The 26282-nt window shown below is 70.9% G+C and carries 23 protein-coding genes; 11 read left to right on the top strand and 12 right to left on the bottom strand.

Annotated elements, in window-relative coordinates; all coding sequences use genetic code 11:
* Nucleotides 1-72: 72 nt before the first annotated feature.
* Complete coding sequence (gorA, locus tag H0523_RS26655) at nt 73-1431, bottom strand: glutathione-disulfide reductase (protein ID WP_054432276.1); 1359 nt, start codon at nt 1429-1431, stop codon at nt 73-75.
* Between the two features lie 179 nt (nt 1432-1610).
* On the opposite strand from gorA, the gene H0523_RS26660 reads away from it, so the two are divergent.
* Nucleotides 1611-2234: a LysE family translocator gene (locus H0523_RS26660; protein WP_054432277.1), complete on the top strand. Its 624-nt coding sequence runs from the start codon at nt 1611-1613 to the stop codon at nt 2232-2234.
* A gap of 67 nt (nt 2235-2301) precedes the next feature.
* Here the strand turns inward: H0523_RS26660 and aceE are convergent, their stop codons facing one another.
* From aceE to nirK, 3 genes are all read right to left on the bottom strand, one after another.
* On the bottom strand, nt 2302-4962 hold the full coding sequence (aceE, locus tag H0523_RS26665) for a pyruvate dehydrogenase (acetyl-transferring), homodimeric type (protein ID WP_054432278.1): 2661 nt from the start codon (nt 4960-4962) through the stop codon (nt 2302-2304).
* Between the two features lie 223 nt (nt 4963-5185).
* Entirely contained in the window at nt 5186-5512 is a 327-nt protein-coding gene (locus H0523_RS26670; protein WP_054432279.1) for a c-type cytochrome, read from the bottom strand.
* A gap of 12 nt (nt 5513-5524) precedes the next feature.
* The gene (nirK, locus tag H0523_RS26675) at nt 5525-6607 is read right to left on the bottom strand and encodes a copper-containing nitrite reductase (protein WP_054460924.1); all 1083 of its coding nucleotides are present in this window, start codon (nt 6605-6607) and stop codon (nt 5525-5527) included.
* A gap of 184 nt (nt 6608-6791) precedes the next feature.
* On the opposite strand from nirK, the gene H0523_RS26680 reads away from it, so the two are divergent.
* Entirely contained in the window at nt 6792-7565 is a 774-nt protein-coding gene (locus H0523_RS26680; protein WP_054432280.1) for a Crp/Fnr family transcriptional regulator, read from the top strand.
* Between the two features lie 12 nt (nt 7566-7577).
* Here the strand turns inward: H0523_RS26680 and H0523_RS26685 are convergent, their stop codons facing one another.
* Nucleotides 7578-8402: a formylglycine-generating enzyme family protein gene (locus H0523_RS26685; RefSeq protein ID WP_054432281.1), complete on the bottom strand. Its 825-nt coding sequence runs from the start codon at nt 8400-8402 to the stop codon at nt 7578-7580.
* A gap of 203 nt (nt 8403-8605) precedes the next feature.
* The gene (locus tag H0523_RS26690) at nt 8606-10891 is read right to left on the bottom strand and encodes a nitric-oxide reductase large subunit (RefSeq protein ID WP_054432282.1); all 2286 of its coding nucleotides are present in this window, start codon (nt 10889-10891) and stop codon (nt 8606-8608) included.
* Nucleotides 10892-11115: 224 nt separating this feature from the next.
* On the opposite strand from H0523_RS26690, the gene H0523_RS26695 reads away from it, so the two are divergent.
* Both H0523_RS26695 and H0523_RS26700 read left to right on the top strand, forming a co-directional pair.
* Nucleotides 11116-11571 carry a MarR family winged helix-turn-helix transcriptional regulator gene (locus H0523_RS26695; RefSeq protein ID WP_054432283.1) on the top strand — a complete coding sequence of 152 codons (456 nt, stop codon included), beginning with the start codon at nt 11116-11118 and terminating at the stop codon, nt 11569-11571.
* Nucleotides 11572-11592: 21 nt separating this feature from the next.
* Nucleotides 11593-12300 carry an aspartate/glutamate racemase family protein gene (locus H0523_RS26700; RefSeq protein ID WP_054432284.1) on the top strand — a complete coding sequence of 236 codons (708 nt, stop codon included), beginning with the start codon at nt 11593-11595 and terminating at the stop codon, nt 12298-12300.
* 36 nt (nt 12301-12336) lie between these two features.
* On the opposite strand, the gene H0523_RS26705 is transcribed toward H0523_RS26700, so the two are convergent.
* A complete protein-coding gene (locus tag H0523_RS26705) occupies nt 12337-13047 on the bottom strand; it encodes a Crp/Fnr family transcriptional regulator (protein WP_054432285.1) in 711 nt (236 codons plus the stop codon).
* Between the two features lie 195 nt (nt 13048-13242).
* Here H0523_RS26705 and H0523_RS26710 point away from each other — a divergent pair, with 195 nt between their 5' ends.
* From H0523_RS26710 to H0523_RS26730, 5 genes are all read left to right on the top strand, one after another.
* Nucleotides 13243-14880: an acyl-CoA synthetase gene (locus H0523_RS26710; RefSeq protein WP_054432286.1), complete on the top strand. Its 1638-nt coding sequence runs from the start codon at nt 13243-13245 to the stop codon at nt 14878-14880.
* 28 nt (nt 14881-14908) lie between these two features.
* The gene (locus H0523_RS26715; protein ID WP_054432287.1) at nt 14909-16678 is read left to right on the top strand and encodes an acyl-CoA dehydrogenase; all 1770 of its coding nucleotides are present in this window, start codon (nt 14909-14911) and stop codon (nt 16676-16678) included.
* 218 nt (nt 16679-16896) lie between these two features.
* Nucleotides 16897-17910 (top strand): ABC transporter substrate-binding protein, encoded by a 1014-nt coding sequence (locus H0523_RS26720; protein ID WP_054432288.1) that lies wholly within the window; start codon nt 16897-16899, stop codon nt 17908-17910.
* Nucleotides 17907-18725, top strand: a complete 819-nt coding sequence (locus H0523_RS26725) for an ABC transporter permease (RefSeq protein ID WP_231689923.1) — start codon at nt 17907-17909, stop codon at nt 18723-18725. Before H0523_RS26720 ends, H0523_RS26725 begins: the two co-directional genes overlap by 4 nt.
* Nucleotides 18713-19453, top strand: a complete 741-nt coding sequence (locus H0523_RS26730; protein ID WP_054432289.1) for an ABC transporter ATP-binding protein — start codon at nt 18713-18715, stop codon at nt 19451-19453. The genes H0523_RS26725 and H0523_RS26730 overlap by 13 nt, the downstream gene beginning before the upstream one ends.
* Nucleotides 19454-19474: 21 nt before the next feature.
* Here the strand turns inward: H0523_RS26730 and H0523_RS26735 are convergent, their stop codons facing one another.
* Entirely contained in the window at nt 19475-20671 is a 1197-nt protein-coding gene (locus H0523_RS26735; RefSeq protein WP_054432290.1) for an MFS transporter, read from the bottom strand.
* Nucleotides 20672-20927: 256 nt separating this feature from the next.
* On the opposite strand from H0523_RS26735, the gene H0523_RS26740 reads away from it, so the two are divergent.
* Complete coding sequence (locus H0523_RS26740; RefSeq protein ID WP_054432484.1) at nt 20928-21386, top strand: winged helix-turn-helix transcriptional regulator; 459 nt, start codon at nt 20928-20930, stop codon at nt 21384-21386.
* Nucleotides 21387-21458: 72 nt separating this feature from the next.
* Here H0523_RS26740 and H0523_RS26745 read toward each other — a convergent pair whose 3' ends face one another.
* From H0523_RS26745 to H0523_RS26760, 4 genes are all read right to left on the bottom strand, one after another.
* On the bottom strand, nt 21459-22415 hold the full coding sequence (locus tag H0523_RS26745; RefSeq protein WP_054432291.1) for a pyridoxamine 5'-phosphate oxidase family protein: 957 nt from the start codon (nt 22413-22415) through the stop codon (nt 21459-21461).
* A gap of 143 nt (nt 22416-22558) precedes the next feature.
* Nucleotides 22559-23203, bottom strand: a complete 645-nt coding sequence (locus H0523_RS26750) for a glutathione S-transferase family protein (RefSeq protein WP_369815778.1) — start codon at nt 23201-23203, stop codon at nt 22559-22561.
* 87 nt (nt 23204-23290) lie between these two features.
* Nucleotides 23291-24178, bottom strand: coding sequence for a LysR family transcriptional regulator (locus tag H0523_RS26755; RefSeq protein ID WP_080684470.1), 888 nt, complete (start codon nt 24176-24178; stop codon nt 23291-23293).
* A 1-nt stretch (nt 24179) separates the two neighbouring features.
* Nucleotides 24180-25145: a LysR substrate-binding domain-containing protein gene (locus tag H0523_RS26760; protein ID WP_231689931.1), complete on the bottom strand. Its 966-nt coding sequence runs from the start codon at nt 25143-25145 to the stop codon at nt 24180-24182.
* Between the two features lie 97 nt (nt 25146-25242).
* Here H0523_RS26760 and H0523_RS26765 point away from each other — a divergent pair.
* Nucleotides 25243-26282: MFS transporter (locus tag H0523_RS26765; protein ID WP_180180201.1), on the top strand; the 1040-nt coding region annotated here is incomplete at its 3' end.

Genomic DNA, 26282 nt, shown 5'->3' on the forward strand with positions numbered 1-26282 from the left:
AGCGCCTGTAGCCGGCGCGCGCACCGGCCGGGCGGCGCGTCAGGCCGGCCCCGCGCGGGGCCGGCGACCGCCTCAGTCGGCGACCGGCGTGCGCAGCGTCACGAATTCTTCGGCCGCGGTCGGGTGGATGCCGATGGTGTCGTCGAACACGCGCTTGGTGGCGCCGGCCTTGAGCGCGATGGCGATGCCCTGCACGATCTCGCCGGCTTCCGGGCCGACCATGTGCACGCCCAGCACCTTGTCGGTGTCGGCGTCGACGATCAGCTTCATCAGGGTCTTTTCCTGCGACCCGGTCAGCGTCAGCTTCATGGGCCGGAAGCGGCTTTCGAACAGCTTGATCTTGTGGCCGGCGGCGCGCGCCTCTTCGGTCGTCATGCCGACGGTGCCGATGTTGGGCAGGCTGAACACGGCGGTCGGGATCAGCTTGTAGTCGACCTTGCGGTATTCCTCGGGGCGGAACAGGCGGCGCGCCACCGCCATGCCCTCGGCCAGCGCCACCGGCGTCAGCGGCACGCGGCCGATGACGTCGCCCAGCGCCAGGATCGACGGCTCGCTGGTGCGGTATTCGTCGTCCACCGCGATGAAGCCCTTCTCGTCGAGCTTGACGCCGGTGTTCTCCAGGCCCAGGTTGTCCAGCATCGGGCGGCGGCCGGTGGCGTAGAACACGCAATCGGTCTCGATCACGCTGCCGTCCTTGAGGGTGGCGGCCAGGGTGCCGTCGGCGCGCTTGTCGATGCGCGCCACGTCGGCGTCGAACTTCAGGTCGATGCCCTTCTTGACCAGCTCATCGCGCAGGTGCTCGCGCACCGCCTGGTCGAAGCCGCGCAGGAACAGCGGGCCGCGGTAGACCTGGGTGGTCTGGGCGCCCATGCCGTTGAAGATGGAGGCGAATTCGACCGCGATGTAGCCGCCGCCCACCACCAGCACGCGGCGCGGCAGCGCCTTCAGGAAGAAGGCCTCGTTCGAGGTGATGGCGTGTTCCTTGCCGGGGATGTCCGGCACCTGCGGCCAGCCGCCGGTGGCCACCAGGATATGGGCGGCGGTGTAGGACTTGCCGTCGACCTCGACGGTGTGCGGATCCTTGATGCGGGCGTGGGCTTCCAGCAGCGTCACGCCGCTATTGACCAGCAAGTTGCGGTAAATGCCGTTAAGACGCTCGATCTCGCGGTTCTTGTTGGCGATCAGCGTGGGCCAGTCGAAACGGGGTTCATCCACGCTCCAGCCGAAGCCGTGGGCCTGCTCGAAGTCTTCGCTGTAGTGGGCGCCGTAGACCAGCAGCTTCTTGGGCACGCAGCCCACGTTGACGCAGGTGCCGCCCAGATAGCGGCTTTCGGCCACCGCCACGCGGGCGCCGAAACCGGCCGCGAAGCGGGCCGCGCGCACGCCGCCGGAGCCCGCGCCGATCACAAACAGGTCGAAATCGAATGCCATGGTGTTTCCTTCGCCGTCCCGCTGCCGGGACGCGTTCACTGTCGGGAGAAGCGTTATTTTGCACCAGTGCGCCGGCGGCCGCAGGCTTGCCCCCACGGGCAATGGGCGGTTGCAGCGCCTTGGGCTACAGTAGCCGCCTGGGGCGCGATCGCCGCCCCATTCTCCATGGAGCCGTCCCCATGTCGCTCGAAACCTGGCTGGCCTTCGTCGGCGCATCCGCCCTGCTGCTGATGCTGCCCGGCCCCACCATCCTCACCGTCATCAGCTATTCCGTCACCCATGGCAAGCGCGCCCGCCTGCCGCTGGTACTGGCCGTGGCGCTGGGCGATTCCACCGCCCTGGCGCTGTCGCTGCTGGGCCTGGGCGCGCTGCTGTCGGCGTCGGCCTTCTGGTTCACCGTGGTCAAGACCGTGGGCGGCCTGTACCTGCTGTACCTGGGCGTCAAGCTGCTGCGCGCGGGCGTCGCGCCCGCCACGCTGCCGCGGGCCGGCGCGGCCGGCTCGCGCTGGAAGCTGTTCGCCAACACCTACCTGGTGACGGCGCTGAACCCCAAGGGCATCATCTTCTTCGTGGCCTTCCTGCCGCAGTTCATCGACCCGGCGGGCGACGTCACGCGCCAGCTGTGGACGCTGTCGGCCACCTTCGTGGCCTGCGCCGGCCTCAATGCCACCGCCTACGCGCTGTTCGCCGGCTCGGCGCGCCGCCTGCTGGCGTCGCCGCGCGCGCAGCGCGGCTTCAACCTGGGCGGCGGCGCGCTGCTGTCCGCCGCCGGCATCTGGGCGTTGCTGGCGCGCCGCGCCTGAACGTCGACGGGGCGCGGGCGGCGGCGCTTGCGGCGCCCCTCCCGCCGCCTGGCCGCCGCGCCCCGCCTTACGGCAAGGCCGCCGACACGGCTTCCGGATCCAGGCCGTAGCGCCGGATCGCCTCGGCCGCCCGATCCGCCGGCAACACGCCCTCGTCCGCCAGCGCCTTGAGCGTGGCCAGCACGATGTGGTGCCGGTCCACCTCGAAGAACGCCCGCAGCGCCTGGCGCGTGTCCGAGCGGCCGAAGCCATCGGTGCCCAGCGTCACATAACGGCGCCCGACGAAAGGACGGATCTGCTCGGCCACGGTCTTCATGTAATCGGTGGCCGCGATCACCGGCCCCCGGGTGTCGGCCAGGCGGGTCTCGACGAAGCCCCGGCGCGCCGCGTCCAGCGGATGCAGGCGGTTCCAGCGCTCGGTCTCCTGGCCGTCGCGGCGCAGCTCTGAATAGCTGGTGACGCTCCAGACGTCGGCCGCCACGCCGAAGTCCTGCCGCAGCAGGTCGGCGGCGGCCAGGGTCTCGCCCAGGATGGCGCCGCTGCCCAGCAGTTGCGCGCGCGCCTCGCCCGGACCGCCCTCGCGCAGGCGGTACATGCCCTTGAGGATGCCGGCCTCGGCGCCTTCCGGCATCGGCGGATGCGCGGTTTTCTCGTTGATCAGCGTCAGGTAGTAGAAGACGTCTTCTTCCTCCTGGTACATGCGGCGCATGCCGTCCTGCACGATCACCGCGATCTCGTAGGCATAGGCCGGGTCATAGGCGATGCACGACGGGATGACCGAGGCCAGTACGTGGCTGTGGCCGTCGTCGTGCTGCAGGCCCTCGCCCTCCAGCGTGGTGCGGCCCGAGGTCGCCCCCAGCAGGAAGCCGCGCGCGCGGATGTCGCCGGCCGCCCAGGCCAGGTCGCCGACGCGCTGGAACCCGAACATCGAATAGAAGATGTAGAACGGAATCGTCGCCACGCCGTGGGTGCTGTAGGCGGTGGCGGCGGCGATCCACGAGGCCATGGCGCCCGACTCGTTGATGCCTTCCTGCAGGATCTGGCCGCGCCGGTCCTCGCGGTAGACGCTGAGCTGGTCGGCGTCCTGCGGCGTGTACAGCTGGCCCACGTGCGAATAGATGCCGACCTGGCGGAACATGCCGTCCATGCCGAAGGTGCGCGATTCATCCGGCACGATGGGCACCACGCGCGCGCCGATCTGCGGGTCCTTGAGCAACTGCGCCAGGATGCGCACGAACGCCATGGTGGTCGAGAATTCGCGGCCGTCGCTGCCCTTCAGGTGCGCGGCGAACGCCTCCAGCGCGGGCGTGGCCTGCGGCCCGGGGCCGGCCGGACGCAGCGGCAGGTGGCCGCCGGCGCGCCGGGTGGCGGCTTCCAGGTAGGCCTGTTCCGGCGTGCCGGGCTCGGGCTTGATGTACGGGATCTCCTCCAGGCGCTCGTCCGGCACCGGCAGGTCGAAGCGGTCGCGGTAGGCGCGCACCGCCGGGTCGGCCATCTTCTTCTGCTGGTGGTTGGTGTTGGCGGCCTCGCCGGCCGCGCCCATGCCGTAGCCCTTGACCGTCTTGGCCAGGATCACCGTGGGCTGGCCGCGATGCGCCAGCGCCGCGGCGTAGGCGGCGTGCATCTTGACCGGGTCGTGGCCGCCGCGGTTGAGCGCGCCGATCTCGTCATCGCTCAGGTGCGCCACGCGCTCCAGCAGCACCGGATCGGCGCCGAAGAAATGCTCGCGCACATAGGCGCCGCCGCGCGCCTTGAAGACCTGGTACTCGCCATCCACGCATTGCATCATGCGGCGCCGCAGGCGGCCGTCGTGGTCCTGCGCCAGCAGCGCATCCCAGCCGCCGCCCCAGATCACCTTGATGACGTTCCAGCCGGCGCCGCGATAGACGCTTTCCAGCTCCTGGATGATCTTGGCGTTGCCGCGCACCGGGCCGTCCAGGCGCTGCAGGTTGCAGTTGACCACGAAGATCAGGTTGTCGAGCTTTTCGCGGCCGGCCATGGCGACTGCCGCCAGCGTCTCGGGCTGGTCCTGTTCGCCGTCGCCCAGGAAGCCCCAGACGCGCCGGTCCTGCGCCGCGATCAGGCCGCGGTCTTCCAGGTAGCGCATGTAACGCGCCTGGTAGGCCGCCATCAGCGGGCCCAGGCCCATCGACACGGTCGGGAACTGCCAGAAGCCGGGCATGGTGCGCGGGTGCGGATACGACGCCAGCCCGCCGCCGCCGATCTCGCGGCGGAAGCGGTCCAGCTCGGCCTCGGACAGGCGCCCTTCCAGATAGGCGCGGGCGTAGATGCCGGGCGCCGAATGGCCCTGGATGTAGAGCATGTCGCCCAGGTAGTCCGGCGTGGCGGCGCGGAAGAAATGGCGGTAGCCGGTTTCGTACAGGGTGGTGGCCGAGGCATACGTGGCGATGTGCCCGCCCACGCCGGAATGCTTGCCGGCGCGCAGCACCATGGCCATGGCGTTCCAGCGCAGGTAGGCGTCCAGCCGCGCCTCGATGCGGGTGTCGCCGGGGAACGGCGCCTGCGCCGGCAGGCCGATCGTGTTGACGTAGGGCGTGACGCCGGCCGCGGCATAGCCGCCGCTGCGGGCGCGGTCCTGGTCGATCAGGCGGTCCAGCAGGTAATGCGTGCGCGGCAGGCCTTCGTGCGCCAGCACCGCCTGCATCGCGTCCAGCCACTCGCTGGTTTCTTCGGGGTCGATGTCGACGCAGTCGATCTCGGGTTCCATGGGCATCCTCCTTGTGGTGCGCAAGCGGCGCCTGGACACGCAAGGCCGGCGCCATCGTTTCACATCGTGAATTGCATTTGCATAATGTGCAATTGCAATCGTATGGAGGTTTTTGAACAATTGCAAGTGCAACTATTCAGAAGGATCGCCAGGAAACGGCCGCTGGCCGCAAAAGACGCGGGGCCACGACCCGACTGGCGGACCGTGGCCCCATCGCGCCGCGCTAGCGCGCGGCGGCCATCATGTACGCCACGGCGGCGCGCAGCGTGGCCTCGTCGGCGGCGGTGCCGCCGCGCGGCGGCATGGCGCCCTTGCCCTTGAGCACCGTGGCCAGCAGCGCGTCGGCGCCCTGCGCCAGGAACGGCGCCCAGGCCTGCTTGTCACCCAGCTTGGGGGCGTTGGCCACGCCGCTGGCGTGGCACACCACACAGGCCGAGCGGTACAGCTTCTCGCCGGCCGGATCGAGCTGCGCCGGCGAGTCGGCCACGGCGCTGGCCATGCCGCCCAGGGCCAGGCCGGCCGCCAGCAAGGTTCTGGATACGGAGGACATGGCGGCCCCCGGTCAGCGCGGGATCGGCGCGGGCGCCTTGATCTGCTTCATCAGGTCGTCGTTCCACTTGCCCTCGACCTTGATGTGGCCCGCCGCGCCCAGTTCGAACGCCTCGATCAGGTTGTGGTTCAGGTAGGCATACACGCCGGGCTGCTTGAAGGTGTAGAGCGCGGCGCCGGCCGAGCCGCCACGAATGAACCAGGTCTCCAGGTTGCGTTGCGGCGGGTTGGCGAACTTGCCGGTCTCCCAGACCCAGTCGCCATGGCCGCCGATCAGGTGCGGACGCGTGTCGCGGTTGGCCTGCGAGTGGATCAGCAGCACGGTCTCGCCGACCTTGGCGGTGAGCGCGTTGGCGCCGGTCAGCGCGCCGACCTTGCCGTTGAAGACGATGTGCGACGGCGTCAGCGTGCGCATCACCTGCACCGTGTCGCCATAGCTCTCGGCCAGCGTGGCATAGTCCTTGTACTTGCCGTCCGGACCCTTGGGGATGTACAGGTCGAACTCGCCGATGGTGTAGGCGCGGTCATAGCGCAGCGGCTTGCCCTGCGGATCCTTCAGGCCGTCGCGCGGCAGCACCATCAGCGTGCCGCTCATGCCCGACACCACGTGCCACGGCACCATGCCTTCAGGCGCACAGTGGTAGACGAAGGTGCCGCTGCGGTCGGCCTTGAAGCGCAGCGTGGCCTGCTCGCCCGGGTTGACGTTGGTCAGCTTGGCGCCGCCCAGCGCGCCGGTGGCCGCGTGGAAGTCGACGTTGTGCGGCATGGCGTTGGTGGCCGGGTTGACCAGCGTCAGCTGGACATAGTCGCCTTCGTGCACCACCAGCGTGGGGCCGGGCATGGAGCCATTGAACGTCATGGCCTGCAGCGTCGTGCCCTTGTCGTCGATCACCATCTTCTTTTCCTCGATGGTCATGGTGAATTCGACGACCTTGGGGCCCGACTTGGTCGCCTGCTCGTGCGGATGCACCTGGGGCGGGGCGACCAGCGTGACCTGGGTGTGGGGCAGCTTGTCGGCGTCCTGCGCCCAGGCGGTCCCCGCGGCCATCGAGAAAGCCAGCGCCGCCGCCAGCAAAGTGGGCCGTAATGCGTTCATGTCCAGCTCCTTATCGGGTTTTCAACTGCCGTGTAGGTCGGCAGCCCTATTGAAAGACGCGCGCCCTCCCCGTTCTTTGCTGTAGCGCAAACTCGGCGCCAGCCTGGCGCGGCGCGCGCATTGCCAGGGCCGGACGCCGATGCCACCATGAAAGCGGAATCCTCCTCCCCGTCCGGAGTCCGCCATGTCGTCGCCCCTTTGTCATGCCCTGCTGCGCAATCTGAACCTGTTCAAGCCCCTGTCCGACGCGCAGCTGGAATCCGCGCTGCGCGGCGCGCAGCCCTGCCGGCTGGAAGCCGGCGCCGTGGTCTACCATCAGGGCGCCAGCGCCGCGCACTTCTTCGTGCTGCTCAGCGGCTGCCTGAAAGTGGCGCAGGTCACGCCCGAGGGCGGCCAGGTGGTGGTGCGCTACGTCAATCCCGGCGACCTGTTCGGCCTGGCCTGCGCCATGCGCCAGCCGCGCTACCCCGCCACCGTGCTGGCGGTGCAGGAGAGCGTCTGCCTGGCCTGGCCCGATGCGCTCTGGGAGCGCTTCACCAGCCATCATCCGCAACTGGCGTCGCTGGCGCTGCAGACCATGGGCCAGCGGTTGCAGGACGCGCACCTGCGCATCCAGGAACTGTCCAACGACGAAGTCGAGCAACGCGTGGCGCGCGCCATCCTGCGGCTGGTGGACAGCGCCGGGCAACCCACCGCCGACGGCATCGGCATCGCCTTCCCGATCACGCGCCAGGACATCGCCGAGATGACCGGCACCACGCTGCACACCGTCAGCCGCCTGCTCAGCGGCTGGAAGCAGCGCGGCATTGTCGACAGCGGCCGCAAGCGCATCGTGCTGCGCTCGCCCGCCGCGCTGGCGCGGGTCGGCGCGCATGCGGCGGCGCCGACCTGTGCGGGCTGCGCGTCCTGTATCGACGGCGCGCCCGGGCAGGCGGCGACCACCGCCGGCGAACCCTAGGACCCTGCCGCGTCAGGCCGGCCCCTCCTCCCGCACCAGCCGCAGCCCCAGGTTGGCCGGCGGCACCCCGACCGAGCAGGCGCCGCCCTTGGGGTCGCGGATGAAATCCGGCAGATAGGCGATGTGCCTCCCCGCCGCCACGCGGATGCCGCAGTTGCGATCGGCGCCGTCATCGGCGCCGGCTGCCCCGCCGTCTTGCGTGAGCGCCAGGATGCGCCGCGTGTAGCAGTCATCGGTCCATTCCCACACGCTGCCCGCCACGTCCACCAGCCCCGAGGCATTGACGCCATAGGCGCCGAATTCACGCACCTCGGTGGCCTCCTGGCCGCGCCGCGCCTGCGCCTCGTATTCGGCCAGCCAGCGTTGCGCCGGATCCGCGTCCGATGACGGCAACGGCGTTTCCTCGCGGTAGGCGTCGCCCGCCGCGTAGACCCATTCGGCATAGGTGGGCAGCCGCCAGCGCTGCCCGGTGCGGGCCGACAGCCAAGCCGCGTAGGCCGACGCGTCGGTCCAGCTCAGGCCCACCGCCGGCAGGTCCGGCGCGCGCAACTCACGGAAGGCCGGGTCCAGCGGCTTGCAGCCGCCGGCGCGGACACAGGCCGCGTATTCGGCCTGGCTGACCTGGCGCTTCATGATGAGCAGGCCGCGCGCCACGTCCGCGGTCAGCGGCGCCGGCGAGACCGGGTAACCGTTGCGCAGCGTTTCGCCCGGCGGCAGGTAGGCCACCTGGCCGGGCGGCAGCCGCGATACTTCGGGGGCAACGGAATGGGCCCGCTCGGCGGGCCCGCAGGCGGACAACGGCAGGACGAGAAAGGCGGCGGCCAGCAGGCGGCGCATGACGGCGCTCCGGTTGCGCCCCGGGGCCACGATGGCCCGGGGTCCGCTGTCATTGAAGCCCCGCCCGGCCCCGCACTCTTTGCGCTGGCGCAATGAGCGGGATGGACCGGGCGCAAACAACCTGGCCGGCGTGCCGCCCCGCGACGACGCATCCCGCGCGCCGCCCTGGGGCCGCGCGCGAGTGCCGCGTGTGGCGCGCGCGGCTAGCGGCGCGCGGGTTCGGCCCGCAGCACCGGTTCGGCCGCGGCCGGCTTGCCGCTCAACAGGCCCAGGATGACCTGCACCACCATCGCCAGCGCCCCCAGCAGGAACACCACGTCGCCGAAGGTGCGGCCCCAGCGCAGCGTCTTGAGGATGTCCTGCTGCATGAAGGCCTCGCTGCGCGCGTACCACATGCCTTCGCTGACGCTGGCATGGAACTGGATCAGGCCGATCGGCAGCAGGCTGGTGAAGATCATCAGCGCCAGGCCCAGGTTCAGCCCCCAGAACGCCAGCTTCATCAGGCCCGGGCTGAGCGCGTATTGCGGCCGGATGTAGCGCAGCACCAGCAGCGTGAAGCCCAGCGCCAGGAAACCGTAGACCCCGAACAGCGCGGCATGCGCGTGCACCGGCGTGGTGTTCAGGCCCTGGATGTAGTACAGCGACACCGGCGGGTTGATCATGAAACCGAACACGCCCGCGCCCAGCATGTTCCAGAAAGCCACCGCCACGAAACACATCAACGGCCACTTCAGGTTTTCCATCCACGGCGCGCGCGTCTTCAGGCGCCAGTTCTCCCAGGCCTCGTGGCCCAGCACGATCAGCGGCACCACTTCCAGCGCCGAGAAGCTGGCGCCCACCGCCATCACCGGCGTGGTGGTGCCGGCGAAGTACAGGTGGTGGAAGGTGCCCGGAATGCCGCCCAGCATGAACAGCGAGGCCGAGGCCAGGCTGGCGGTCGTCGCCATGCGGCGCGACACCAGGCCCAGGGTCGAGAAGATGAAGGCCAGCGCGGTGGTGGCGAAGACCTCGAAGAAGCCTTCGACCCACAGGTGCACGATCCACCAGCGCCAGTACTCCATCACGGTCAGGTGGGTGCGCTCGCCGTAGAAGAAGCCGGCGCCGTAGAACAGGCCGATGGCGCCGACCGACGCGGTCAGCAGCGCCAGCAGGTTCTTGTCGCCGCCGGGCGTGCGCAGCGCCGGCACGATGCCGCGCAGCATCAGCACCAGCCAGAAGCAGATGCCGGCGAACTTGCCGATCTGCCACAGGCGGCCCAGGTCGACGTATTCATAGCCCTGGTGGCCGAGCCAGAAGTTCAGGTCCGGCGGCATGATCTGCGCGATCGCCAGGTAGTTGCCGGCGAACGAGCCGACCACCACCAGCACCAGCGCCCAGAACAGGATGTCGACGCCCGCCTTCTGGTATTTCGGGTCGCGCCCGCCGTTGATCAGCGGCGCCAGGAACAGGCCCGCGGCCAGGAAGCCGGTGGCGATCCAGAACAATGCGCTCTGCAAGTGCCAGGTGCGCACCAGCGAATACGGAAACCACTGCGACAGGTCGATGCCGTAGAACTTCTGCCCCTCGACCGTGTAGTGCGCGGTGAAGCCGCCCAGCAGCACCTGGAAGCCGAACAGCGCCACCACCAGGAACAGGTACTTGCCCAGCGCGCGTTGCGACGGCGTCAGGGCGAAGGTGGTCAGCGGGTCCTGCGCCGGCGCCTCCGGCTCGGGTTCCTCCTTGCCGCGCAGGAAGGCCCAGGCCCACACCAGCAGGCCGATGCCGGCCAGCAGCACCACCACGCTGATGATCGACCACATCACGTTTTCGCTGCTCGGATGGTTGCCGATCAGCGGTTCGTGCGGCCAGTTGTTGGTGTAGGTGACCGAGGCGCCCGCGCGCTCGGTGGCGGCGGCCCAGGCGGTCCAGAAGAAGAAGTGCGTCAGCTGCTGGCGGCGCCTGGCGTCGGGCAGCGTGTTTTCCTTCATGGCGTAGTGCTCGCGGCTGGCGTGCAGGGCCGGCGCGTCCGAGAACAGCTGGTCATAGTAGGCCCCGGTCTGCGCCACCGCCTGCGCCCGGCGCGGGCTCAGCACCAGCTTGCCGCCGGCCGCGTCGGCGCGGTTGGCGCGGTACTCGGCCTTGAGCTGCTCGCGCAGCGCGGCCTGCGCGGGCGCGTCCAGCTGGCCATAATCGCGGCCATGGGCGTCGCGCGCCGCCAGGTCGAGCCAGGCCATCAGCTCGCGGTGCAGCCAGTCGGCGGTCCAGTCGGGCGCCTGGTAGGCGCCGTGGCCCCAGATCGAGCCCAGCTGCATGCCGCCGATCGACTGCCAGGCGGTCTGGCCGTCGAGGATGTCGTCGCGGCCGAACAGGCGCGTGCCGTCGGCGCTGGCGACCTCCTGCGGAATCGGCGGCGCCTGGCGGTAGACTTCGCCGCCGTAGAAGCCGAGCAATGCGAACGTGACCGCCAGCACGGCGATCAGCGTGAACCATAACTTTTTATACGGGCCCATGATGGGGACACCCTCCTGTGTTGCGTTGTGAGGTATGTCCTGCATCGCGAAATCCGTGCCAGGAAAAATCCGCGCGAAATCAGTGGGTTGAAACCCGCCCGGTGGTTTCTACCCGGCCGCGGCAAGGTATAAAGCACCTGCGCGCGGTGTTTTTCACCCCGCCCTTGGCGGTCCGGGCCTCTACAATCCGGGCTGCGACAACCCAAGACAAAGGAAGCGACCGCATGGCCACGGGCAAGCCCGACGCGTGGAGCCTTTTCCTGACCGCGCATGCGCTGGTGGTGGAAGAGATCGAAAAACGACTGTCCGCCGCCGACCTGCCGCCGCTGGCGTGGTACGACGCGCTGTGGGCGCTGGAACGCGCGCCAGAGGGCGCCGCGCGCATGTTCGAGATGGCCGAGCGCATGGTCATCGCGCGCTACAACCTGACGCGCCTGATGGACCGCATCGAGGCCGCCGGACTGGTCGAGCGCTTCCGTTCCGACGAGGACCGCCGCGCCACCTACGCCCGTATCACGCCGGAAGGCCTGGCGCTGCGCCGCAAGATGTGGAAGGTCTACGGCCCGGCCATCGACGAACTGTTCCTGTCGCGGCTGCCGCAGGCGCAGCAGGACGCCATGGCCGAGCAGTTCCGCCAGATCGCCCGCCATGTGCGGGCCTTGTCCAAACCCGCAGCTTGACCTGACCGCCACGGAGTCCGCATGCCCGCCCATCCGCCCCTGCACATCGGCATCGTCGCCTGCTCGGCCGAGGGCGCCGCGCTCTGCTACCGCACGATCTGCGCCGAGGGCGCGCAACGCCTGGGGCCGCACGCGCACCCCGAGGTCTCGCTGCACAGCCTGTCGCTGGCGGACTACGTGGCGTGCCTGGAGCGCAACGACCTGGCCGGCGTCGGCGCGCTGATGCTGACCTCCGCCGACCGGCTGGCGCGCGCCGGCGCGGATTTCCTGATCTGCCCCGACAACACCATCCACCAGGCCCTGGACCACGTGCTGCCCCATTCGCCCCTGCCGTGGCTGCACATCGCCGAGGAAGTCGCGGCGGTGGCCACCGCCCGCGGCCTGCGCCGCATCGGCCTGCTCGGCACGCGCTGGCTGGTCGACAGCGCGGTCTACCCCGACAAGCTGCGGGCCCGAGGCCTGGACTTCGTGCGCCCCGATCCGGCCGACCGCGACCTGCTGGCGTGCGTCATCATGGACGAACTGGTCTACGGCGTCTTCAAGCCCGAATCGGTCGCCCTGCTGCAAGGCGTGGTGGCGCGGCTGCGCGAGGCCGGCTGCGACGCGGTGGTGCTGGGCTGCACCGAACTGCCGCTGGTGCTGAACGACGCCAACTGCGCCTTGCCGACGCTCGATTCCACCCGCATCCTGGCGCGCGCCGCGCTGGACCGCGCCCTGGCTCACGCCTGACCTGGCGTCCCGGCCCCGCCTGAACCCCGCCCGCGGTCAGAGCTGGTCCAGCCCGTACTGGCGCAGCCGATCCAGCGTCAGCACCTTGATCTGGTTGTACGACAGCGCCAGCATGCCCTGGTCCGCCAGCGTCTGCAGCGCCTGGTTGACGCGCTGGCGCGACAGGCCGGTCAGGTAACCCAGCTCTTCCTGTGAAATCGCCAGCGTCAGGTCGGTGGACGGATACAGCTGCGGGTTGAACAGCTGCGCCAGCGACTGCGCCACGCGCGCATCGGCGTCCAGCAGGCGATGGTTCTGGATCGAGGCGATGAACTCGCCCATGCGGTCGTTCAGCTGGCCAATGACGAAATGCGAGAACGGCAGGCTGGCCGCCAGCAGCGCATGAAAGGTGGCGGCCGGCACCAGCAGCACCAGCGACGGCTGGATCGCCACCACGTCGTACTTGCGCAGTTCGCGCTTGATGACGCTGCCCTCGCCGAACCAGCCGCCCGGCGGCACCCCCGAGAACGTGCAGCTGCGCCCCGATTCGTTGTAGATCGCCAGCTTCAGCAGGCCGCTGTGCACCCCCAGCCAGTAATCCGACGGCGCATTGCGGCGCGCGATCCAGGCGCCGCTGGCCACGTGTTCGGCGCGCGCCGTGGCCAGCACCAGGTCCTGGTGCGGCGCGTCCAGCGCGGCGAACCAGGCGCAGCCGCGCAGCAGTTCGGCCAGCTCGGTCTGGGAAACAATGTTTGAAACATCGGACATGGAAAGAACCGTGTAAAACTGCGGGTTGGACGCCCGGAAAAAGGTCTGTCATGCAGGCGACAGACACCATTTTCCGGCGGCCGATAAGCTCTAGCAAGCAGCGGGACTCCGGCTACAGATGCACCCCGGCGATCCAGATCAAGTTTCCCGCATAAAAGCATATCCGGGCGCCCCCGCGCCCCACAGGAGACAAGCATGAGCAGCCTGTTCGACCATGGCCTGGCACGCCGTGACGCCAACTACGAACCCCTCACCCCGGTCGACTTCATCGCCCGCGCCGCGCAGGTCTATGGCAACCGCCTGGCCGTGGTGCATGGCGCCGTGCGCCGCACCTGGGCCCAGACCTACGAGCGCGCGCAACGCCTGGCCGGCGCGCTGGCCGCCGCCGGCATCCAGCGCGGCGACACGGTGGCGGTGATGCTGCCGAACATCCCCGCCATGATCGAGGCCCACTTCGGCGTGCCGATGCTGGGCGCGGTGCTCAACACCCTCAACACCCGCCTGGATACGCCCAGCGTCCTGTTCATGCTGGGCCACGGCGAGGCCCGCGCGCTGATCGTCGACACCGAATACGCCGAGGTCGCGCAGCGCGCCCGCGCCGAATTCCCGCACCTGAAAGTGATCTCGGTGCACGACCTGGACGGCGCCCCGGCCACCCTGCCCGGCGCCACCGACTACGAGGCCTTCCTGGCCGCCGCCCCCGCCACATTCGACTGGCGCCCGCCGGCCGACGAATGGGACGCGATCGCGCTGAACTACACCTCCGGCACCACCGGCGATCCCAAGGGCGTGGTCTACCACTACCGCGGCGCGTATCTCAACGCCGTCAGCAACATCCTCGAATGGGACATGCCCAAGCATCCGGTCTACCTGTGGACGCTGCCGCTGTTCCACTGCAACGGCTGGTGCTTCGCCTGGACCGTGGCGGCGCGCGCCGGCGTCAACGTCTGCCTGCGCAAGTTCGATCCCAGGACCGTGTTCGACCTGATCCGCGCCGAGGGCGTGACCCACTACTGCGGCGCGCCCATCGTGCAGAGCGCGCTGGCCAACGCCCCGGCAGAGCTGCGCGCCGGCATCAGCCACACCGTGCGCACCATGGTGGCCGGCGCCGCGCCCGCCCCGGCGGTGATCGCCAAGATGAAGGAAATCGGCTTCGAACTGACCCACGTCTACGGCCTGACCGAGGTCTACGGCCCGGCCGCGGTGTGCGCCACCCAGGACGCCTGGAACGACCTGGAAGACGAGCAGCGCGCGCTGCTGACCGCGCGCCAGGGCGTGCGCTACCACCTGCAGGCCGGCGTCTCGGTGCGCAACCCCGACACCATGGAGGAAGTGCCGGCCGACGAGCAGACCGTGGGCGAGATCATGTTCCGCGGCAACATCTGCATGAAGGGCTACCTGAAGAACGAGCGCGCCACCGACGAGGCCTTCGGCGGCGGCTGGTTCCACACCGGCGACCTGGGCGTGATGACGCCCGACGGCTACATCCGCATCAAGGACCGCAGCAAGGACATCATCATCTCCGGCGGCGAGAACATCTCCAGCATCGAGGTCGAGGACGCCCTCTATCGCCATCCGGCCGTGGCCGCCGTGGCGGTGGTGGCCATGCCCGACCCGAAATGGGGCGAGACGCCGTGCGCCTTCGTCGAGCTCAAGCCCGGCCATAGCGCCACCGCCGAAGAGATCATCGCGCACTGCAAGCTGCTGCTGCCCGGCTTCAAGGTGCCGCGCGCGGTGCGCTTCGGCGAACTGCCCAAGACCTCGACCGGCAAGATCCAGAAATTCGAACTGCGCGCCGCGGTGGGTTCCACCCGCGCCATCGACGCCACCTGATTCCCTTCCTACCCGGAGCTCCGACGCCATGACGTACCAAGCCCCCGTGAAAGACATGCTGTTCGTGCTGAACCATCTTGCCGGCCTGCCGCAGGTGGCGGCGCTGCCGCAATATGCCGAAGCCACGCCCGACACCGCCCAGGCGGTGCTGGAAGAAGCCGCCACCTTCGCCGGCGACGTGCTGGCGCCGCTGAACCACCCCGCCGACCGCGAGCCCAGCGCCTGGCGCGACGGCGCGGTCACCACCTCGCCCGGCTTCAAGCAGGCCTTCCGCCAATACGCCGAAGCCGGCTGGCAAGGCATGACGCACCCGATCGAATACGGCGGCCAGGGCCTGCCCGGCCTGCTGGGCGCGCCCTGCTCCGAAATGCTCAACGCCGCCAACCTGTCGTTCGCCTTGTGTCCGCTCTTGACCAACGGCGCGGTCGAGGCGCTGCTGACGGCCGGCTCGCCCGAACTGCGCGAGCGCTTCATCGGCCCGATGCTGTCGGGCCAATGGACCGGCACCATGAACCTGACCGAGCCGCAGGCCGGCTCCGACCTGGCGCTGCTGCGCAGCCGCGCGCAGCCGGTCGGCGACGGCACCTACCGCATCTCCGGCACCAAGATCTTCATCACCTACGGCGAGCACGACCTGGCCGAGAACATCGTCCACCTGGTGCTGGCGCGCCTGCCGGACGCGCCCGAGGGCGTCAAGGGCATCTCGCTGTTCCTGGTGCCCAAGTTCCTGGTCAACGACGACGGCTCGCTGGGCGCGCGCAACGACGTCGCCTGCGTGTCGATCGAGCACAAGCTGGGCATCAAGGCCAGCCCCACCGCCACGCTGCAGTTCGGCGACGCGGGCGGCGCCATCGGCTACCTGGTGGGACAGGAAAATCGCGGCCTGGACGCCATGTTCATCATGATGAACGCGGCCCGCTTCGCCGTCGGCGTGCAGGGCATCGCGGTGGCCGACCGCGCCTACCAGCACGCGCTGGCCTACGCCGCCGAACGCGTGCAGAGCCGCCCGGTGGACGGCTCCTCGCGCGAGGCCGTGCCGATCATCCAGCACCCGGACGTGCGCCGCATGCTGGGCACCATGCGCGCGCTGACCGAGGCCGGCCGCGCGCTGGCCTACTACACCGCCGGCCATGCCGACCTGGCGCACGCCAGCGCCGATCCGGCGGCGCGCGCGCGCCACCTGGCGGTGCAGGAATTCCTGGTGCCGATCGTCAAGGGCTGGTGCACCGAGGCCTCCATCGACGTCGCCAGCCTGGGCGTGCAGGTGCACGGCGGCATGGGCTTCATCGAGGAGACCGGCGCCGCCCAGTACTACCGCGACGCGCGCATTCTCACCATCTACGAAGGCACCACCGCGATCCAGGCCAACGACCTGGTCGGCCGCAAGACGCTGCGCGACGGCGGCGCGGTGGCGCAGGCGCTGATCGAAGAGATCCGCAAGACCGAGGAAGCGCTGCAGGCGCGCAGCGAACCGGCGGCCCGCCTGGTGCTGACGCCGCTGCGCCAGGGCCGCCTGGCGCTGGCCAACACGGTCGACTTCGTGGTCGCCAACGCCGCCGCGCACCCTAACGCGGTGTTCGGCGCCGCCGTGCCCTACCTGCTGCTGGCCGGCACGGTGCTGGCCGGCTGGCAGATGGCGCGCGCGCTGCTCGCGTCGCTGGACCACCTGGACGAGGACCCGGCCTTCCACCAGGCCAAGATCGCCACGGCCCAGACGTATGCGCTGCACAAGCTGACGCAGGCGCCGGGGCTGGCGGCGGTGGTGGCGGGGTCGAACGAGTACGCCGTGCAGCCATGATGCCCGGCGGCGGCCGCGCCAGGCCGGCCGCGCCCCTGCCCCCGAAAGACCGCCACGGCGGTCTTTTTTCGTGGGGCGCGACGCCGTTAAGCATATAACCAAAATGAATAATAAAAAGGCATGAACATATCTAAAATTACTAAGCAGATCCGGGAAGCCCGGACCCGCGGGCAAGCCGCCAGCCGCACCAAGGCGCCGTCGTTCAGGACCCCTCTTCCATGTTCCGCAAGCTGTTCACCGCCGCCGTCATCGCCGCCGCCACGTCCCTCGCTCCCGCCCACGCCGCGCCGCCCGCGCTGGAAATCGGCTACCTGCCGATCCTGCCGGACGCGCAGTTGTTCGTGGCGCTGGAGGAAGGCACCTTGCAGGCCAAGGGCGCCCCGGCGCCCAAGCTGGTGCAGTTCCAGAGCGGCCCCGCGCTGACGCAGGCGCTGCTGGCCGGCCAATTGGACGTGGCCTACGTCGGCATCGGCCCGGCGCTGGTGGCCAGCGCCAAGGGCGCCGGCATCAAGGTGGTGGCCTCCAACATCGTCGAGCAGGTCAACGTGGTCGCGTTGGGCGCGCTGGCGCCGTATTTCGCCTCGGGCGATCCGGCCACCGCGTTCGCCCGCTTCGCCAAGGACAAGGGCAGGAAGCCCGTCATCGCCAGCTACCCCAAGGGCGCGGTGCCCGAGGCCGCGCTGCAATACTGGCTGCGCAACCGCCTCAAGGCCGATCCGGCCAGCCTGGACCTGATCTACCAGGGCGAGGCGCAGATCCAGCAGTCGCTGCTGACCGGCGCCATCGACGGCGCCGCCATCCTCGAACCCACCGTCACCACCGTGCTGACCCGCGCGCCCGATTCGCGCGTGGTGGCGCGCGGCTCGCAATTGTTCCCGAACCAGCCCGGCGCCGTGCTGCTGGTGCGCGACAAGCTGATCGCCGAGCACCCCGAGGCCGTGCAGCAGCTGGTCGACGCGCAGCTCGCCGCCACCGCCCAGCTGCGCGACGATCCGGCCCGCGCCGCGGCCCACGTGCAGAAGTACGTCGGCGGCGGCCGCCTGGACCGCGCGCTGGTCGAAAAGGCCATCCGCAATTCGCATGACCAGTTCGTGGCCGATCCGCACGCCATCGTCGACGCCACCGCCGAGCTGCAGACCTTCCAGGCCAGCCTGGGCACGGTCGAGGCCGCCAAGGTCGACGTCAAGCAGCTGTTTGACACCCGCTTCTACGACAAGGCCAGCAAGCAATGAGCCAGACCGCCCCCGCCCTGGCCGCTCCCGCGCCGCAGGCCCGCAAGGGCGCGCCGCCGGGGTTCGCCGCCGCGCGCCGCGCGGCCTACGGCATCGGCGGACTGGCCCTCTTCATCGCCATCTGGAAGGCCGCGCTGATCTGGCAATGGGCGCCTGCGGGCACCCTGCCCGACCCCTTCGAGCTGCCCGCCACGCTGGTCCAGGAATGGCAGTCGGGCCGGCTGCTGCCGGCCATCGGCTCCAGCCTCGTGCATTACTTCTGGGGCCTGGCCGCGGGCACCGCGCTGGGCTTCGGCGTGGGCCTGGCGGCCGCGACGCTGCCGCGCTTCGACCTGGCGCAAGCCTATCTGGCGCGCATCCTGCGGCCGATCCCGCCGCTGGCCTGGGTGGTGTTCGCCATCGCCTGGTTCAAGGTCAGCCATGCCGGCGCCGCGTTCGTCATCGCCATCGGCGTGTTCTGGGTCAACTACTTCGCCACCTACAGCGCGGTGCGCAACGTCGATCCGCGCTACTACGAACTGGCGCGCGCCTTCGGCCACGGCGGCTACCTGGCGCGCGCGCTGGGCGTGACGCTGCCGGCCATCGCGCCCGGCGCGCTGTCGGGCGTGCGCACCGGCATCGGCCAGGCCTGGATGACGCTGATCGCCGCCGAACTGCTGGGCGTGCCCGGCATGGGCCAGGAAATGAACGCCGCCGCCGGCGTCGGCGCCTACGACGCGGTGGTGGTCTACATGCTGATCATCTCGCTGGTCTACACGCTGTGCGACCTGGCCTTCTCCACGTTCGAACGCAAGGTGCTGCAATGGCGTCCGTAATCGAGTTCTCCAAGCTCTCGTACCAGCATCCGGGCGCCGACGCGCCCGTGATCCAGGGCCTGTCGCTGGCGATCGAGGCGGGCAGTTTCGTGGCCGTGGTGGGCGGCTCGGGCGTGGGCAAATCGACGCTGCTGCGCGCGGCGGCCGGCCTGGCCGACCCCGCCAGCGGCGAGGTGCGCTTCCAGGCGCCCGCGCGCCCCGGCCGCCGCAGCCGCGCGGTGGTGTTCCAGGACAGCCGCCTGATGCCCTGGCGCACGGTCGGCGGCAACGTCGGCTACGGCCTCGAAGGCCTGGGCCTGGATCGGCAGGAACGGCAACAACGCGTCGACGCCGCGCTGCAATTGACCGGCCTGGGCGACTACGGCCGCCGCTGGCCGCACCAGTTGTCCGGCGGCCAGGCGCAGCGCGTCGGCATCGCCCGCGCCTTGGCGGTCAAGCCCGACCTGCTGCTGATGGACGAACCCTTCAGCGCGGCCGACGCCATCACCCGCCGCAACCTGCAGCAGGAACTGATCCGCGTGTGGCAGGCCTCCGGCGCGGCGGTGCTGTTCGTCACCCACGACATCGAGGAAGCGGTGTTCCTGGCCGACAAGGTGGTGGTGCTGGGCGGCCGCCCGGCCAACATCGCGGGCCACTACGACATCGACCTGCCGCGCCCGCGCGACCGCGCCGATCCGGCGTTCGCGCGACAAGTGGCGGCCATCGCCCATACGCTCGAACATCACTGAGCGGGCCGCGCCGGCGTTCCGTCACGCCCGCGGCGCAACCGCGCAGCCGGGCGCCGGCGCCGCCTTGCGCGGCAGCGTCAGCGCCCAGAACAGCGTCGCCGCCAGGCTCAGCCCCAGGCCCAGCGCGCAGACGCCCAGCCAGCCCGCACGCGCATAGACGAAGGTCGAGGCGATCGACCCGAGTCCGCTGCCCACCGCATAGAACATCATGTAGCCGCCGACCAGCCGGCTGTGCGCCTGCGCGCTGATGGAAAAGATCATGGCCTGGTTGGTCACGTGCAGCGCCTGCGCCGCGATGTCCAGCACCAGCACGCCCAGCGCCAGCGCCCACAGGCTGCGGTCCAGGAAGGCGATCGGCACCCAGGCCAGGCACAGCAGCGCCAGGCCCGCGCCGGTGGTCAGTTGCGCATGGCCGCGATCGGCCAGCCGCCCCGCCCGCGCCGCCACCAGCACCCCGGCCACGCCCACCAGCCCGAACGCGCCCACCGCGGTATGCGTCAGCGAATGCGGCGGCGCGCTCAGCGGCAGCACCAGCGCCGTCCAGAACGCGCTGAAGACGGCGAACATCAACAGCGCGATCATGCCGCGCACCCGCAGCACCCGTTCACTCGCCAGCAAGGTGAACATCGAGCGCAGCAACGCGCCATAGCCCAGCCCCGCGATCGGCAAGGCGCGGCGCGGCAGCCAGCGGGCCAGCGCCAGGGCCAGCAGCGCGGCCAGGCCGGCCGACACCAGGTAGACCGCGCGCCATCCCCACAGGTCGGCCACCGCGCCCGCCAGGGTCCGCGCCAGCAGCAGGCCGATCACCACGCCCCCCTGCACCGCGCCCACCACCCGCCCGCGTTCGCCCGGCGCGGCCAGCGCCGCCGACAGCGCCAGCAGGCCCTGGGTCATGGCGGTGCCGAGCAGGCCCAGCGCCAGCATCCCGGCCAGCAGCCACGGCGCGGCGGACGCCAGCGCCACCGCGGCCAGCGCCAGCACCAGCAGCCCCAGCTGCGCCAGCATCAGGCGGCGCCGGTCGAGCAGGTCGCCCAGCGGCACCACCAGCACCAGCGCCAGCGCGCAGCCCAGCTGCGTCGCGGTGACGACGATGCCCACCGCGCCCTCGTCCAGGCGGAACTCGCGGCCCATGGCGTCCAGCAGCGGTTGCGCGTAATACACGTTGGCCACGCTCAAGGCGCAGGCCACGGCCAGCAGCAGCACCAGGGCGGCGGGCATGCGGCCGGCGGATGCCGTGGCGGCCGCGGATGCCGTGGATGCCGTGGATTCCTTGGACGCCGTGGACGCCGCGGATGCCGGCGATGAAGGCGATGAAGGAGATGGCGGAGCAGCAGGGGCAGGATCGGTCCGGTCTGGCATGATGGCCTCAAGTAGTTTTATTACGGAACCAGAATGCTATTCCTTGAAGTTTTATAATGCAACTACACATTCGACATCTCTCCCCGCCGCGATGCGCGGCAAAGGTCAGGACGACATGGTCAAACGCACCAGCCTCGAAGGCGCCGCCTGCCCGGTGGCGCGCGCGCTCGACGCCATCGGCGACTGGTGGTCGCTGCTGATCGTGCGCGACGCCTTCGATGGCGTGCGGCGTTTCGGCGAATTCCAGAAAAGCCTGGGCGTGGCCAAGAACATCCTCAGCGACCGCCTGCGCACGCTGGTGGCGCACGAGATCCTGGCGGCGGCGCCGGCCTCGGACGGCAGCGCCTACCAGGAATACGTGCTGACGGAAAAGGGCCGGGCGCTGTTTCCCGTCATCGTCGGGCTGCGCCAGTGGGGCGAAGACCATTACTACGGCCCCGCCGAACCGCACTCCACGCTGATCGACCGCAAGCGCGGCCAGCCGGTGCAGCGCCTGGAGATTCGCGCCCAGGACGGCCGCGCGCTGACGCCGGACGACACCGTGGTGCGCAAGGTCGGCGCCGACCGCGCCTGAACCAGGCGCGCGCCCGCCGCCATTGGCCGATCCTGCGGCCACCGCGCGCGGCGACCGGCGGGCGGCCCCGCCTCAGGCCGCGGCAGCCTGCGGCCATTGCCCCGTGGCCAGCGCGGTCGGCGAATAGCCACCGAAGCGCCAACGCAGCGCCAGCGCGCCCGGCCTGGCCCGCACCCGTTGCGCATGAACGCGCCACAAGCGCTCGGCCCCCGCGAAGGTGGCGATCTCCGGACTGTCCAAAACCACCTCGGCGCGGCCCGACACCTGCAAGACGTCGCCGCGCTCGAAATCGATGAACAGCAGCCCCGCGCGCGGATTGAGCACCATGTTGCCCAGCGTGTTGAAAAAGCGGTTGCCGGAGAAATCCGGAACCGTCAGCGTGTCGCCGTCGATCCGCACGAACCCCGGCTTGCCGCCGCGGTGCGAGACATCGACCCGGCGCCCGGCTTCGTCCGTGTCGGCGTAAGTCGCCACGAACAGCGTGTCGGCGCGCGCGATCAGCGCCCGGTCGGCATCGGCCAGCCCCGTCCGCTCGCGCGCCGCCCCCGGGAAGCGCAAGGCCGGCGAGCGCGAGAAATGGAAATCGCGCGCCTGGATGTACTGCGGGCAGTTGCCGAACGACTCGGCCACCGTGACCGCGAAACGCTTGCCGTCCCACGCGGTGATGCGGCCGTTCATGCGGTTGCGGCGGCGCGTGTGCAGTTCGATGCCCAGCAGGCCCACCGGCTGGTCCGGCCCCAGGCCGGCGCGCAGCGGATCATCGGCATCCGGCAGCGCGGCCACCTGCAAGGTCGCGGGATCCGGCGACACGGCGAAGCCCGGCTCGCCCTCCAGCACGCCGGCCCAGGGATCGCCCTGGCCGTCGACCGCGCCCATCAGCAGGAACGGCAGCTGCGCGAAGAAGGCGCGATGCTGGTCCGGCATGTATGGGCGGATCACTTTCGCGCCCACCTGCGCCATGCGCTCGGCCATGCCGATATGCGCCTGCAACTGCAGTTCGCCCGCGTGCCAGGGCGCGGCGGGCGCCATGCCCGCGGATCCTGCGGTGGCCGGACCGGCGGTCGCCGGCGTGACGGCTGTCGAACCGCCGGCCGGCGCGGCGCCAGCCGGACTCATCGTGGTCGCATTCATGTCAGGCTCCTTGCGCGCGGGCATGCCGCGCGCGCTTCGGTTCACGCCGCCCGCAATCCGACCGGCGACGCCACCATCGGCACGAAGCGCGGCAGCGCCTCGATCCGCGCCAGCCAGTCGCGCACCCGCGGATAGTCCGCCAGCGACACGTTGCCTTCCGGCGCATGCGCCACGTAGGTGTAGCAGGCCACGTCGGCGAGGGTCGGCGCGGCGCCGGCCAGATAGCCGGTGGCGGCGAGCTCCTGCTCCATCACCGCCAGCAAGGCATGCGCGCGCGCCAGCGTGGCCGGCACGTCATACGGGGCGCCGAACACCGTCACCAGACGCGCGGCGGCGGGGCCGCCCGCCAGCGGGCCGGATGCGGCTGACAGCCAGCGCTGCACCGCCGCCGCGCCCACCGCGTCCTCGGGCAGCCAGGCCTGGCCGTTGTAGCGCTTGCACAGGTACACCAGGATCGCGGTGGAGTCGGCCACCACCACGCCGTTGTCGTCGATCACCGGCACCTGGCCAAAAGCGTTCAGCGCCAGGAACTCGGGCCGCTTCTGCGCGCCGCTGCGCAGGTCCACATCGACCGTGCGGTGCGGCACGTCGAGCAGCGACAGCATCAGGGCCACGCGGTGCGAATGGCCGGACAGGGGAAAACTGTAGAACGTCAGGGGAGCGGCGGACATGGCGGCATCTCGGATAGAGGAAACAGGCCTCCATCTTGAACCGCCCGCGCCCGCCGGGGAACGGCCACGGCGCGCAAGACACCATTGCCGCCAGTGAAAGGATCAAGCCGGCAGGGCCGCCAGGTCGCGGCGCAGCGCGTCGACGCAGAAGTCGACGAAGCTGCGCACCTTGGCCGAACTCTTGCGCCCTTCCGGATACACCACGTGCACCGGCAGCGGCGCCATTTCGTAATCGCGCAGCACCACCTGCAAGGCGCCGCTGGCCAGGTCGCGCGCCACCTGGTAGGACACCACCTGGGTCAGCCCCCAGCCCTCGCAGGCGGCGGCCACCGCGGCCTGGAACGAGGTCACCGTCAACTGCGATGCCAGCGGCAGGCGCCGCGGCTGCCCATCCTGCAGGAAACGCCATTGCGCGCCGCGCCCTTCCATTGCCGCCGTGATGGTGCAAAAGCGCGCCAGCGCGTCGGGACTGTCGGGCGTGCCGTGGCGTTGCAGGAAGTCGGGCGAGGCGCACACCACCCGCCGCACCTGCCCCACCGGCACCGCCGTCAGAGTCGAGTCGGGCAAGGCGCCGATGCGCACCGCCACGTCCACGCCCTCGTCCAGCAGATTCACCACGCGGTCCACCAGCAGGGCGTTCACCGACACCTCGCGGTGCTGGCGCAGGTAGCCCAGCACCGCCGGCATCACGTGCAGTTCACCGAAGCGCGCCGGCGCGGTGATGTGCAGCGACCCGCGCGGCGCCGCCATCGCCCCCGCGGCGGCGTCGTCGGCCTGCTCCACGGCTTCGAGAATGGCGCGGCAATCGGCCGCGTAGCGCTGGCCGGCTTCGGTCAGGCGCAGGCTGCGGGTGGTGCGCACCAGCAGCAGCGTGCCCAGCCGGCGCTCCAGCGCCGCGACGCTGCGCGTCACGCTCGGCGCCGACATCGCCAGCCGGCGGGCCGCGGCGGCGAAGCTCTGCGCCTCGGCCACCGCCAGGAAGACAGTCATTTCATGGAATCGGTTCAAGGCGCTCGGCCTCCTCGGAAGGGATGCGCGCCGGCAGGCCCGGCATGGCCGGCAGCGCCGCGACGCTGTCGCGCACGCCACGCCGCACGATGTCGGCCAGGGCCGCGGCCACCGGGCCGGGCCGGCCTTGCGCGTGATACAGCGACAACGACAACGGCGGCAACGGCGGCAGGCCCTGCTCGCCCGGCGCCAGCACCCGCAAGCCGGCAGGCAGCCCCAGCGGCGTGCGCACCATCAGCCCCAGCCCCGCGCTGGCCGCCGCCCACAGGCCCGCCAGGCTGGGACTGATGAAAGCCGCGGTCCAGGCGATGCCGGCGCGGTCCAGCGCATCGGTGGCGCGGCTGCGGAACAGGCAGGGCGCCTCGAACGCCACCAGCGGCAAGGCGCCGTCGGCATCGCGCGCCGGCGCGGCCCGCGCCGGGTCGGTGACGGCCGGACCGATCCAGCACAGCGGCAGCTCGGCCAGCCTGACGCCATGCGGCCGCGCCGCGTCATGGTCCCAGGCCAGCGCCAGGTCCAGTTCGCCGGCCGCCACGCGTTCGAGCAGTTCGGCATTGCGCGCCACCCGCGCTTCGATCCGCACCTGCGGATGAGCGCGGGCGAACTGGCCCAACACGTGCGGCAGCAGGATCTCGCCGAAATCCTCCTGCAGACCCAGGCGCACCCGCCCCTGCAGGCGCGTGCCGCGCACCGCCACCGAAGCCTGGTCGTTCAGTTCCAGCAGCCGGCGCGCGTACGCCAGCATGGTCTCGCCGGCGTCGGTCAGCGTCAGGCCGCGCCCGGCCTTGCGCAGCAGCGGCACGCCGGCCTGTTCCTCGAGCTTTTTCAGCTGTGCGCTGACGGCCGAGGTCGAGCGCCCGAGGCGATCGGCCGCGCGGCCGAAGCTGCCCAGCTCCACCCCGGCGACGAAGCTGCGCAACACGTCCAGGTCAAAGGTGACAGGCCTGATCATCCCGTTTTTCAAAACCTTTAATTAAAAATTTCCTGATTTTCAGAATGATGTTACGGGCGCAGACTTTGCCGCGTCAATCCCGCCTGGAACCGTCATGTCCCTGCCCGCCTCCGTGCTCTCCGCCCCAACCCCTGCCGCGCGCCCCGCCCACCGCTGGAAGGTGCTGGCGGTGGGCGTGGCCGCCAACGTCGCGTTCTCCGCGGCGGCGGCCGGCCTGCCCGCCACCGCCGTCTTCCTGCGCGCCGACTACCGGCTGGACAACGACGCGCTGGGCCTGGCGCTCGGCGTGCTCGGCCTGGGCGTGGCGTTGTTCGAGCTGCCCTGGGGCCTGCTGGCCGACCGCTGGGGCGACCGGCCGGTGCTGTTGGCCGGCCTGGGCGCGACGGCGGCGGCGCTGGCCTGGATGAGCCTGGGCGCCGCGCCGGCCCACGGCGTCGCGCCCGCCTTGTGGCTGCTGGCGCTGGGCCTGCTGCTGGTGGGCGTGATGGGCGGCAGCGTCAACGGCGCCAGCGGCCGCGCGGTGATGGCGTGGTTCGACGAAGGCGAGCGCGGCCTGGCGATGAGCATCCGCCAGACCGCCGTGCCGCTGGGCGGCGGTCTGGGCGCGCTGGTGCTGCCGTGGCTGGCGTCGCGGGCCGGCTTCGGCGCGGTGTTCGGCCTGCTGGCCGGCCTGTGCGCGGGCGCCGCGCTGCTGACGCTGGGGTGGCTGCGCGAGCCGGATCGGGCGCGCCGCGTCGTGGCGACCGGCGCCGGCGGCAACGCCCGGACGGCCTCCTCGCTATCCGCAGGCCACAAGCCGGCCACCCCGCCATCCAGCCCCCTGCGTGACGCCAGGGTGTGGCGCGCGGCGGTGGCGATCGGCCTGCTGTGCTGCCCGCAATTCGCGGTGCTGACGTTCGCCACGGTATTCCTGCACGACTTCAGCGGCGCCGGCATCGCCACGCTGACCGCCGTGATGGTGGCGGTGCAACTGGGCGCCATGGTCGCGCGCATCGCCAGCGGCCGCTGGACCGACCGCCACGGCAACCGCCGCGCCTACCTGCGCGGCTGCGTCTGGCTGGGCTGCCTGCTGTTCGTGGCGCTGGCGGCCGCCGCCTGGGTCCAGGGCGCGGCGCCCGGCCACCGCGCGGCGCT

The sequence above is a fragment of the Achromobacter insuavis genome (assembly GCF_902859645.1).
In the GTDB taxonomy this organism is placed as follows: Bacteria; Pseudomonadota; Gammaproteobacteria; order Burkholderiales; family Burkholderiaceae_B; genus Achromobacter; species Achromobacter insuavis.